The sequence below is a fragment of the Intrasporangium calvum genome, assembly GCF_028446585.1.
Taxonomy (GTDB): domain Bacteria; phylum Actinomycetota; class Actinomycetes; order Actinomycetales; family Dermatophilaceae; genus Intrasporangium; species Intrasporangium calvum_A.
Window position 1 is genome coordinate 1 of the sequence record NZ_JAPFQL010000104.1, and the last position, 11,288, is coordinate 11,288.

An 11,288-nucleotide genomic window follows, 5' to 3' on the forward strand; every position below is an offset into this window, starting at 1 on the left:
CCGGGCGTGTTGCGGGGTGATCAGCTCCGGACGAGCGAGCGAAGGACGTACTGGAGGATGCCGCCGTTGCGGTAGTAGTCCGCCTCACCGGGCGTGTCGATGCGCACGACCGCGTCGAACTCGGTGGTGGCGCCGTCCTCGGCCGTGGCGACGACCCGCACCGTGCGCGGGGTCCGGCCCTCGTTGAGCTCGGTGATGCCGGAGAACGAGAAGGTCTCGGTGCCGGTCAGGCCGAGCGAGTCGGCGTTCTCGCCCTGCGGGAACTGGAGCGGGATGACCCCCATGCCGATGAGGTTGGAGCGGTGGATCCGCTCGTAGCTCTCGGCGATGACCGCCTTGACGCCGAGGAGGCTGGTGCCCTTGGCGGCCCAGTCCCGCGACGAGCCGGAGCCGTACTCCTTGCCCGCGAGGATGACGAGCGGGATGCCGGCCGCAGCGTAGTTCTGGGCCGCGTCGTAGATGAACGACTGCTCGCCGTCGCGGGTGAAGTCGCGGGTGAAGCCGCCCTCGACACCGTCGAGGAGCAGGTTCTTGAGGCGAATGTTGGCGAACGTGCCGCGGATCATCACCTCGTGGTTGCCGCGCCGGGAACCGTAGGAGTTGAAGTCCTTGCGCTCGATCCCGTGCTCCTGGAGGTAGCGGCCGGCGGGGCTGTCCGCCTTGATCGAGCCCGCGGGGCTGATGTGGTCGGTCGTCACCGAGTCGCCGAGCTTGGCGAGCACGCGCGCGCCCTCGATGTCGCGCACGGGTGCGGGCTCGGCGGCCATGCCGTCGAAGTACGGGGGCTTGCGGACGTAGGTCGACTCGCTGTCCCACTCGAAGGTGTCACCCTGCGGCGTGGGCAGGGACTGCCAACGCTGGTCGCCGGCGAACACGTCGGCGTAGTCCTCGGTGAACATCTCCTGGTTGATGGACTGGGCGATGGTGCGCTCGACGTCCTCGGGAGCGGGCCAGATGTCCCGCAGGAAGACGTCGTTGCCCTCGGTGTCCTTGCCGAGGGGCTCGGCCTCGAAGTCGAAGTCCATCGTCCCGGCGAGCGCATAGGCGATGACCAGGGGCGGGCTCGCGAGGTAGTTCATCTTGACGTCCGGGTTGATCCGGCCCTCGAAGTTGCGGTTGCCGGACAGCACGGCCGTGACGGCGAGGTCGTTCTCGTTGATCGCCGCGGAGATCTCCTCGTTGAGCGGGCCCGAGTTGCCGATGCACGTCGTGCAGCCGTAGCCGACGAGGTGGAAGCCGAGCTTCTCGAGGTAGGGCCACATGCCGGCCTTGTCGTAGTAGCCCGTGACGACCTTGGAGCCGGGAGCCATCGACGTCTTGACCCAGGGTGCGACGTCGAGGCCCTTCTCGACGGCGTTCTTGGCGAGCATGGCCGCGGCCATCATCACCGACGGGTTCGAGGTGTTGGTGCAGCTGGTGATCGACGCGATCGAGACGATGCCGTGGTCGATCTCGAACTCGCGGCCGTCAGCGGCCTTGACCGGGACCTTGCGGGAGGGACGGGCCTGGCCGTTGCCCTCCTCGGCCGGCTTGTCGCCGCCGTTGAGACCCTCCGTCGCGCCCTGCGGGGTCGGGTCGCTCGCCGGGAAGCTCGTGGCGTGGCCGGGGTCGCCCTCGTGGTGGGCGACGTAGGTCGGCAGCACCTTGCGGAAGGAGTCCTTGGCCGCGGCCAGCTCGATGCGGTCCTGCGGACGCTTGGGGCCGGCGATCGACGGGACGACGGTGGACAGGTCGAGCTCGAGGTACTCGCTGTAGCGCGCCTCGCGCGACGCGTCGAGCCACATGCCCTGCTCCTTGGCGTACGCCTCGACGAGGGCGACGGACTCGTCGGACCGGCCGGTGAGGCGCAGGTAGTCGAGGGTGACGTCGTCGATCGGGAAGATCGCACAGGTGGAGCCGAACTCGGGGCTCATGTTGCCGATGGTGGCGCGGTTGGCCAGGGGCACCTGGGCGACGCCCTCGCCGTAGAACTCGACGAACTTGCCGACGACGCCGTGCTTGCGCAGCATCTCGGTGATCGTCAGCACGACGTCCGTCGCGGTGGCGCCGCTGGGGATGGAGCCGGAGAGCTTGAAGCCGACGACGCGCGGGATGAGCATCGACACGGGCTGGCCGAGCATCGCGGCCTCGGCCTCGATGCCGCCGACGCCCCAGCCGAGGACGCCGAGGCCGTTGACCATCGTCGTGTGGGAGTCGGTGCCGACGCAGGTGTCGGGGTAGGCGATGCCCTCGCGGACCATCACGGTGCGGGCCAGGTGCTCGATGTTGACCTGGTGGACGATGCCGGTGCCCGGGGGGACGACCTTGAAGTCGTCGAAGGCGGTCTGGCCCCAGCGCAGGAACTGGTAGCGCTCACGGTTGCGGTCGTACTCGATCTCGACGTTCTTCTCGAACGCGTCCGGACGGCCGAACACGTCGATGATGACGGAGTGGTCGATGACGAGCTCGGCGGGCGCGAGCGGGTTGATCTTGGCCGGGTCGCCGCCGAGGTCGGCGACGGCCTCGCGCATCGTGGCGAGGTCGACGACGCACGGGACGCCGGTGAAGTCCTGCATGATCACGCGGGCGGGGGTGAACTGGATCTCCGTGTCGGGCTCGGCGTTCTCGTCCCAGCCGCCGAGGGCGCGGATGTGGTCGGCCGTGATGTTGGCGCCGTCCTCCGTCCGCAGCAGGTTCTCGAGGAGGACCTTGAGGCTGTACGGGAGGGTCTCGTGACCCTCGACCGACGCCAGGCGGTAGACCTCGTAGGACTGTCCGCCGACCTCCAGCGTCCCCTTGGCCTTGAAGCTGTCAACACTGCCCACAGTGGGCTCCTTCCAGCAACTGAAGTTCGATGTCGTCATCGTCGATTTATCTTGATGTCAAGATATCTAACCACACGCCGCGACCATTGTCAGCCCACGCCGCGCGTGTGCCAAGGGATGGACGGCCGTATGCCGCTGGGCTCGCTCCCTCGGTCACCGGCCGTCCGTGTGCGGCCGGGTCCCGCGAGCCTGCCGACGCTCAGGTGCCCGGCTCGAGCACGGCGATGCACTCGACGTGGTGGGTCATCGGGAACGCGTCCCATGCCTCCACGTGCGCCAGGCGGAGGCCGTGGTCCGCGGCAGCCTTGACGTCCCGCGCGAGCGCCGCCGGGTCGCAGGCGACGTAGACGATGCGCCGCGGGCCGAGGGCGGCCACGTCGGCGAGCACGCCGGGGCCGGCGCCGGTGCGGGGCGGGTCGAGGACGACGAGGTCTGCAGTGATGCCCTGGGCCACGAGGGAGGCGAGCTCGCGGTCGACCCGGTTGGTCCGCCACTCGACGTTGGGCTGGTCCTCCGTGTTGCGGACCCCGTTGTCGACGGCACGAGCGTCCCCTTCGACCCCGAGGACGAAGCCGCCCGGTTCGACGAGCTCCCCGAGGCGCATGGTGAAGAGACCGGCACCGGCGTAGAGGTCGAGCACGCGATCGCCCGGAGCCGGCTCGAGCAGCTTCACGACCCGCGAGAGGAAGGTCCCGGCAGCGCCCGGATGGACCTGCCAGAAGCCGCGCGCAGCGACGACGTACTCGCCCTCCCAGGCGCCGTCGGTCACGCGCTCACCGACGAGGCCGCCTGACCCGTCCCCGCCCTCAGGGACCGGGAGCGGGACGAGCACGGGCTCGTCCGGGTGGGCCGCGTCGATCACGTCGACGGCGGTGCAGTCGTGCCAGACGGTGTCGAGCACGCCGGACCCGACGACGGCCTCCGTGGCGATCAGGCAGTCGTCGACGGGGACGATGTCCTTGGATCGGTGCCCGTGCAGACCGGCTCGTCCGGAGCGGTCGACGGCGAACTCGACCCTGGTGCGCCAGCGGAGCCCGTCGGCGTCGCCGGGGACCGGCTGGACCTCGAGGTCGACGTCGAGACCGGCCAGGCGGGAGAGCTGCTCGCGCACCACGGCCGCCTTGAGCTCGCGCTGGTGCGGCAGGGTCACGTGCTGGAAGTCGCAGCCGCCGCAGACCCGTGCAGCCGCGTAGGGGCACGGCGCCGGGACTCGGTGCGGCGACGCGGTGAGCACTTCGACGGCGTCCGCCCGGACGAACCGGTCGCCGACCCTGCCCTCGGTCACGCGCGCGACGACGCGCTCTCCGGGCAAGGCGTGCCGGACGAAGACGACCTGCCCCTCGTGGCGGGCGACGCAGTGGCCACCGTGCGCCACCGGCCCGACGTCGACCGTCCACTCCGTGCCGGCGAGGCTGGGTCGACCCTCCGGGCGCTCGCGGGCCCTGCGACCGGTCACACGCCGCCGCCGCGCACCGAACCCGGGATCGGGGGCTCGTCGATCCACTCGCGCTCGGCGCCCTCGGCCGAGACGAGCTGCCAGGGGACGCTGACCACCATGACGCCCGGGGTGAAGAGCAGTCGGGCCTTGAGGCGCAGAGCGCTGTGGTTGTGCAGCAGCTGCTCCCACCAGTGGCCGACGACGTACTCGGGCAGGTAGACCGTCACGACGTCCCGCGGGTTGCCGCTGCGGATCGAGCGCACGTAGTCGAGGATCGGCCGGGTGATCTGCCGGTAGGGGGACGAGAGGACCTTCAGCGTCACGGGGATCTCGCGGCGCTCCCACTCGGCGAGGAGCACCCGGGTGTCGTCGGGGTCGACGTCGACGGTGATGGCCTCGAGGACGGAGGGTCGGCTGGCCCGCGCGTAGGCCAGGGCCCGCATCGTCGGCTTGTGCACCTTGGAGATGCACACGATGGCGTGCACGTGGCTGGGCAGCACCGGCTTGTCCGTCTCCCAGTCGATGGCCAGCTCCCGGCTCACTCGTCCGTAGTGACGCTTGATGCCGAGCATGAGGAGGAAGAGCACCCCCATCGCGAGGATGGCGTAGCGCGCCCCGTGCTGGAACTTCGTCACGAGGACGACGAGCAGGACGATGCCCGACATCGTCGCACCGACCGCGTTGATGACCCGGGACCGCTGCATGCGGCGCCGCGCGGCCCGGTCGCGCTCGAGGCGCAGATGACGCGTCCAGTGCCGCACCATGCCCGTCTGGCTCACCGTGAAGGAGACGAAGACCCCGACGATGTAGAGCTGCAGGAGCGCGTTGACGTTGGCGCCGAAGGCGAACACGAGGAAGGCCGCCCCGGCGGCGAGGATGAGGATCCCGTTGGAGAACGCGAGCCGGTCGCCGCGGGTGTGCAGCTGCCGGGGGAGGTAGCCGTCCTTGGCCAGGATCGACCCGAGGACGGGGAAGCCGTTGAAGGCGGTGTTGGCGGCGAGGAAGAGGATCAGCCCGGTGACGATGGAGACGAAGACGACCCCGATCGGGAAGTCGGCGAAGACCGCCTCGGACAGCTGACCGATCGCGGTGAGCTGGTGGTAGTCCTCCCCCACCGGCCGGCCGTCGCGCACCAGCTGCGTCGCCGGGTCCTCGGCGATCTTGACCCCGGTCCACTGGCTCAGCGTGACGATCGAGACCATCATCGTGATCGACACCGTGCCCATCAGCAGCAGGGTCGTCGCTGCGTTGCGGCTCTTGGGCGGACGGAAGGCCGGCACACCGTTGGAGATCGCCTCGACACCGGTCAGGGCGGCGCAACCCGACGAGAACGCCCGCAGCAGCAGGAATCCCGCCGCCAGCCCGGTGACCGCGTCCGTGCCTCCCTCGGGCAGGAGGGTCAGGTCGGCGCTCTCCGCGTCGGCGAGGGTCCCGGTGAAGTGCTGGAAGAAGCCGAAGGCCGCCATGCCGATGATGCCGAGCATGAACAGGTACGTCGGGATGGCGAACGCGGTGCCGGACTCGCGCACCCCGCGCAGGTTCATCGCGGTGAGGAACGCGATCATCGCGACGGCGACGACCACCTCGTTGCCCCGGACGAAGGGCAGGACGGTGCCGGCGTTCTGCACGCCGGACGAGACAGACACGGCCACGGTCAGCACGTAGTCGACGAGCAGGGCGCTCGCCACGGTGAGGCCGGCCTTGGGACCGAGGTTGACGTTGGCCACCTCGTAGTCGCCGCCGCCGGAAGGGTAGGCATGCACGTTCTGCCGGTAGGAGGCGACGACAACGGCCATCACGACGATGACGGCGATCGTCACCTGCCAGCTGTGCGTGACGGCGAAGGCCCCTCCGGCCAGGCCGAGCATGAGCATGATCTCGTCCGGGGCGTAGGCGACGGACGACAGGGCGTCGCTCGCGAAGACGGGTAGCGCGATGCGCTTGGGGAGGAGCGTCTCCCCCAGCTTGTCGCTGCGCATCGCCCGTCCGACGAGGACTCGCTTGAGGAGCGAACCGGTTCCTGGCACGGAGGACACTGTATGCCGCCGGGCACGCCGACGCGGTCAGGTCGGGCCCATCGGACACGCTGGGTGTACCGTCGCGACCGTGCACTTCGTCATCATGGGCTGCGGTCGAGTGGGCTCGACGCTGGCTCGAATGCTCAGCTCACACGGCCACGACGTCGCCATCATCGACGCCGACGCGTCGGCCTTCCGTCGCCTCGGCACCTCCTTCGAGGGGCAGACCGTCACGGGCATGGGGTTCGACCGGGACACGCTCATCGCCGCCGGCATCAAGGGCGCCTATGCGTTCGCCGCCGTGAGCAGCGGCGACAACTCCAACATCCTGGCCGCCCGCGTGGCCCGGGAGACGTTCGGGGTCGAGCACGTGGCGGCGAGGATCTACGACCCCCAGCGCGCGGCCGTCTACCAACGGCTGGGCATCCCGACCGTGGCCACCGTCAAGTGGACCGCGGACCAGATGATCCAGCGGCTGCTCCCCTCCGGCGCCATGCCCGAGCTCACCGACCCGAGCGGCAAGGTCGTCATCGCCGAGGTGCCCCTGGCCGAGCAGTGGATCGGCCATCCCCTCACCGCCGTCGAGGAGCGGACGGGTGCCCGGGTCGCCTACGTGACGCGCCTCGGCCAGGGCGAGCTGCCCCGTCCCGACATGGTCATCCAGCAGGGCGACCTGCTGCACCTCGCGCTGATGCGCGACGACCTGGCTCGCGTCGAGCGCCTCTGCGACCTGCCCCCGATGGTCCACTGACGACCTGACCCCGTCCCGTCGCACCCAGCCGTCCACGGCTTCGCCGACCATCCGCTGTCCCTCCAGGCCCGATCGACGTAGGTTGGTGCGGGAGGCCCGGTCTACAGGAGACAACACATGCGCGTCGTCATCGCAGGAGCAGGCAGCGTCGGCCGCTCGATCGCCCGTGAGCTGCTGGCCAACGGCCACCAGGTCCTGCTCATCGACAAGGATGCCGACGACGTCCAGGCATCCCGAGTGCCCGAGGCGTCGTGGCTGCTCGCCGACGCGTGCGAGCTGAGCGCGCTCGAGGAGGCCCGGCTCGAGGAGTCCGACGTGGTCGTGGCCGCCACCGGCGACGACAAGGCCAACCTCGTCCTCTCGCTGCTGGCCAAGACGGAGTTCGGCGTGCCGCGCACGGTGGCCCGAGTCAACAACCCGAAGAACGAGTGGATGTTCGACGAGTCGTGGGGCGTCGACGTCGCCGTGTCCACGCCGCGACTGATGACCGCTCTCATCGAGGAGGCCGTGAGCATCGGCGACCTCGTGCGGATCTTCGAGTTCCAGCAGGGACGTGCCTCCATGGTGGAGATCACCCTTCCCGACGGCAGCCCGTTCGCCGGTCAGCGCGTCGGCGACATCGCCTGGCCGACCGACACCGTGCTCGTGGCGATCATCCGCGACGAGCGCCCGATCGCCCCGACGCGGGACGACGCGATGGAGGTCGGAGACGAGCTGCTCTTCATCACCACCGCCGAGCAGGAGCGGCAGCTGCAGCAGCTCGTCGCCCCCGGTTCACGCCCGCGGGACGTGGTGCTGGACCACTGACCCGAGGGCCGCTCAGCCCCGGTCAGCGGGCGCGGTCCGGACGCTCTCCGGTCGCCGGGCGCACGGTCGCCCCGAGGGTCGGGTCGATCGGTGTGTGGCCCCGCACGAGGATGGCCCCCATCGCCGTCACCGCGACGATGTAGGCGGGCCAGCCCAGCACCACCTTCGCGACGCCCAGCGCCCCGACCTGCTCGGCGAGGTAGAGCGGCACCATGACGGCGAGCCGCACGACGTTGAGTCCGACCAGGACCCAGCCCAGCCGCATCGCGACCGTGACGATGCCCGCGTGCTTGTGCCACCAGGTGGGGTCCTCGGCGAAGGCCTCCGGCTCGGCCACGGCGACGACGAAGCCGAAGAGCGGCCAGCGCACGAGGTTGGTGATGAGCAGCAGGACGAGCAGCCCGGCGTTCTGCACCATGCCGGGCAGGAAGGCGTCCTCGGCCTCACCGGAGCGCAGGGCGAAGAACGCCGAGATGCCGACGCCGACGGCGGCGTACGCGATGAAGCGCGGGTCCTGGCGCTGCGCCAGCCGGACGACGAGGAGCACCACGACGCAGACCCCGGCGGCGAGCAGGGACTGCTTGAGATCGTTGCGAGCCACCCAGGTCACGGCGAAGGCGAGCATCGGGACGGCAGACTCCAGGGCGCCGCGCCAACCGCCGATGGCCTCCGAGAGCTTGTCCCGCAGCAGCTCCTCGACGGTCGTGTAGTGGCGCAGGTCGGCCTCGGACCGGTCGATACCGGTGCCGGTCGACGTGTCGTCGCCGTGCTCAGCCATGGGGTCCCCTCGCAGTGCCGATGACCTCGTAGGCCGGGTTGAAGATCGTCTTGGCGCGACGTTGCAGGGTGACTCGGCCCGTGGCGCGCAGCCGCGTGCCGGTCGAGATCCCCGGGATGCTGCGCCGGCCCAACCAGACCAGGTGCAGCGCGTCCGAGCCGTCCCACAGCTCGACGTCGAGGGTGGGCACGTCGCCCTGCGGCCGCAACGCGAGGATGCGCACCTCACCGACGACGGTGACGCGTTGTCTCGGCCGCGCCTGTCCGATCTGCACGACGTCGGCAGGGCCCGGCTCGACGTCAGGCTCGGCCGGCGGCCCGCCCTGGCCGGCCCCGGCGGCGGCCGGACGCAGCCGCGAGGCGAACCGCCGCAGGCGGCTTCCGGCTTCAGAGGTCATCGTGGGAACCAGCGGGGACGGCTGCGGGCCGTCACCGCACCTCGGTGATCTCGGGGCCGCGGTCGAACGGCTTGAGGTCGTCGACGCTCGGCGGGGCGGCAGGCCCGGCCTCGGTGGGCTGGTCCGCACCGGTCGGCTGGGCGTCGGGGAGCCGGAGCGGCAGCAGCTCACGAGGGGGGCGCGCCTCGTCGCCCCGGTCGATCACCGCGGTCCGGATGATCTCGTGCACCCCAGCCGCGGCGTCGGTGTCGATGGCGGCGCGTCCGCTGACCACGGCGCGCAGGAACCAGCGTGGCCCGTCGAAGCCGACGAAGCGGGCCGGCATGAAGACGGTCCGGCCCTCCGGTCCCTGTTGCGGCATGCGGGTGAGGAGCTCCTCGCCGAACTCGCCGGTCCGGACCTCGGCGGTGCCGCCGGCGTCGGTGATGCTCTTGGCGATCTCGTTGCGGATGTCGATCCAGACGCCCTCGGTCCGCGGCGCGGCGAAGGCCTGCAGCTGGACCGCCGACTCGCCCAGGACGGCGGTCACGCCGGTGATCTGCTGCTCGCGCTCGTTGACCTCGAGCCGCAGCTCGAGCCCCTGCTGCCCCTTGATCCAGATGGCGCCGAGGTTGAGGTACTCGCTGTCGTCCGTGACGGCGGACCGGTCGAGCGGGCCCGTGGTCCCGTCGACCGACGCCGCGCCGAGGCGCTCAGCCGTCGCGTCACGGTCCTCGTGGTCGTCCGAAGCGGGGAGCTCGGCGCCTTCGTGGAAGTCGTCCGGCCCGTGCTCCGGCCCGTCCCAGGCTTCGGCGTTGGCCGACTTGCGGCGGCTGAAGAGTCCCACGTGATTCCGTCCTTCTGTTACAGCTGTCGTCGGGCCGTGCGACCGCTGGTCGGCGGCCCTCGGCCAGTGCCGGTGGGGTCCGGGGCGCGGTCCGCGCCCCGGCTCCGGTGAATCTTGTCAGGTCGAGTCAGGCCATCGGCGACTGCACCGCTCCGAATCCACCGGTCGACCCGTGACCAGTGTCCCCCCGGACGGTCTCGTCGAGCGAATCAACGGCGCGGAACGTGGCCCGGGCGACGCGCTGGACGACGAGCTGCGCGATCCGGTCGCCGCGGTGCACGGTGAAGGACTCGGTGGAATCAAGGTTGACGAGGTTGACGAGCACCTCGCCTCGGTAGCCCTCGTCGATGGTGCCCGGCGCGTTCACGATGGAGATGCCGTGCCGGGCGGCCAACCCGGACCGCGGGTGGACGAAGCCGGCGTGGCCCGGCGGCAGGGCAATCGCCACGCCCGTCGGGACGAGCACCCGCTCCCCCGGCGCGATCGTCACGTCGACCCGGGACACGAGGTCGGCCCCCGCATCACCGGGGTGGGCGTAGCTCGGCAGCGGCAGGTCCGGGTCGAGCCGGCGCACGGCGACGACGGGGCCGGGTCCGTCAGCGTGCTGCTGAGGGCAAGCGCAAGGGTCGGTCACGTGGACCGACCCTATCTGCTCGAGCTGCTCGGGCTGCTCGATGCTCCGCCTCAGGCGGCGCACTCCGTGCAGATCATCATGCCGTTGCTCTCCTTGGCCAGCTGGCTGCGGTGGTGGACGAGGAAGCAGCGCGAGCAGGTGAACTCGTCAGCCTGCTTGGGCAGCACCCGGACGGAGAGCTCCTCGCCCGACAGGTCGGCGCCGGGCAGCTCGAAGCCCTCCGCCTGCTCGGTCTCGTCGACGTCCACGCTGGACGAGCTCTTGTCGACGCGGCGCGACTTGAGCTCCTCGATGGAGTCCTCACTCAGGTCGTCGTCGGTCTTCCGTGGCGCGTCGTAGTCGGTTGCCATCTGTGCCCTCTCAGTGCTGCTCATGCTCCGGCCCCTAGTGCCGGAGACCCACCCGCATGTCGTGACGCGAGAACGTCCCCGCCCTCCCGCTTGTTCCCGGACGTCGGCGACGCCGGGACAACCGCGAAAACATCCCGCGTGCGCGGATTGTGCCCCATCCGCGGGCCGCTGTCACTTCGTTCCGCGGAGAGTCTTGGTGCGCGGTCGGTCGGAGCCCGTCACCTACCCTTTCCGGACCAACCCTTCACCAAGTCTTTGCCAAACCTGTACCTGGACGGGTGCAGGCTGGGGTCCCGACGTCGCGGTAGGGTCTGCGGACCCGACCGACCTTCCACCGGCCAGGAGGTGCCCATGACCGAATTCGTGGACCAGATCCGCGTCCGAGTGCTCGATGCGCTCGATGACCTTGCCAGCGCCCGCGCCGCGGGCGACGACTACCGCATCCAGATCCACACCGGCGAGCTGGAGTCGTTCGCCCGCCTTGC

10 protein-coding genes are annotated in these 11,288 nt (G+C 70.6%); 2 read left to right on the forward strand and 8 right to left on the reverse strand.

The window, feature by feature from the left end; genetic code table 11:
• Window positions 1–20: 20 nt before the first annotated feature.
• The 3 genes from OO014_RS17480 to OO014_RS17490 form a co-directional block, all read right to left on the reverse strand.
• On the reverse strand, window positions 21–2,804 hold the full coding sequence (locus OO014_RS17480) for an aconitate hydratase (RefSeq protein ID WP_272463604.1): 2,784 nt from the start codon (window positions 2,802–2,804) through the stop codon (window positions 21–23).
• Window positions 2,805–3,003: 199 nt separating this feature from the next.
• Window positions 3,004–4,260, reverse strand: a complete 1,257-nt coding sequence (locus tag OO014_RS17485) for a class I SAM-dependent RNA methyltransferase (RefSeq protein WP_272463605.1) — start codon at window positions 4,258–4,260, stop codon at window positions 3,004–3,006.
• Complete coding sequence (locus OO014_RS17490; RefSeq protein WP_272463612.1) at window positions 4,257–6,221, reverse strand: APC family permease; 1,965 nt, start codon at window positions 6,219–6,221, stop codon at window positions 4,257–4,259. Before OO014_RS17490 ends, OO014_RS17485 begins: the two co-directional genes overlap by 4 nt.
• Before the next feature lie 127 nt (window positions 6,222–6,348).
• On the opposite strand from OO014_RS17490, the gene OO014_RS17495 reads away from it, so the two are divergent.
• Both OO014_RS17495 and OO014_RS17500 read left to right on the forward strand, forming a co-directional pair.
• A complete protein-coding gene (locus OO014_RS17495) occupies window positions 6,349–7,011 on the forward strand; it encodes a potassium channel family protein (protein ID WP_272463606.1) in 663 nt (220 codons plus the stop codon).
• 117 nt (window positions 7,012–7,128) lie between these two features.
• Complete coding sequence (locus tag OO014_RS17500; protein WP_272463607.1) at window positions 7,129–7,818, forward strand: potassium channel family protein; 690 nt, start codon at window positions 7,129–7,131, stop codon at window positions 7,816–7,818.
• 22 nt (window positions 7,819–7,840) lie between these two features.
• On the opposite strand, the gene OO014_RS17505 is transcribed toward OO014_RS17500, so the two are convergent.
• The 5 genes from OO014_RS17505 to OO014_RS17525 form a co-directional block, all read right to left on the reverse strand.
• Window positions 7,841–8,596, reverse strand: coding sequence for a DUF3159 domain-containing protein (locus tag OO014_RS17505; RefSeq protein ID WP_272463608.1), 756 nt, complete (start codon window positions 8,594–8,596; stop codon window positions 7,841–7,843).
• On the reverse strand, window positions 8,589–8,993 hold the full coding sequence (locus OO014_RS17510; protein WP_272463609.1) for an OB-fold nucleic acid binding domain-containing protein: 405 nt from the start codon (window positions 8,991–8,993) through the stop codon (window positions 8,589–8,591). Before OO014_RS17510 ends, OO014_RS17505 begins: the two co-directional genes overlap by 8 nt.
• Before the next feature lie 31 nt (window positions 8,994–9,024).
• Window positions 9,025–9,819, reverse strand: a complete 795-nt coding sequence (locus OO014_RS17515; RefSeq protein WP_272463610.1) for a DUF3710 domain-containing protein — start codon at window positions 9,817–9,819, stop codon at window positions 9,025–9,027.
• A 127-nt stretch (window positions 9,820–9,946) separates the two neighbouring features.
• Window positions 9,947–10,453 carry a dUTP diphosphatase gene (gene dut, locus OO014_RS17520; RefSeq protein WP_272463611.1) on the reverse strand — a complete coding sequence of 169 codons (507 nt, stop codon included), beginning with the start codon at window positions 10,451–10,453 and terminating at the stop codon, window positions 9,947–9,949.
• Window positions 10,454–10,503: 50 nt separating this feature from the next.
• Complete coding sequence (locus OO014_RS17525) at window positions 10,504–10,803, reverse strand: DUF4193 domain-containing protein (protein WP_272463613.1); 300 nt, start codon at window positions 10,801–10,803, stop codon at window positions 10,504–10,506.
• Between the last annotated feature and the right edge of the window lie 485 nt (window positions 10,804–11,288).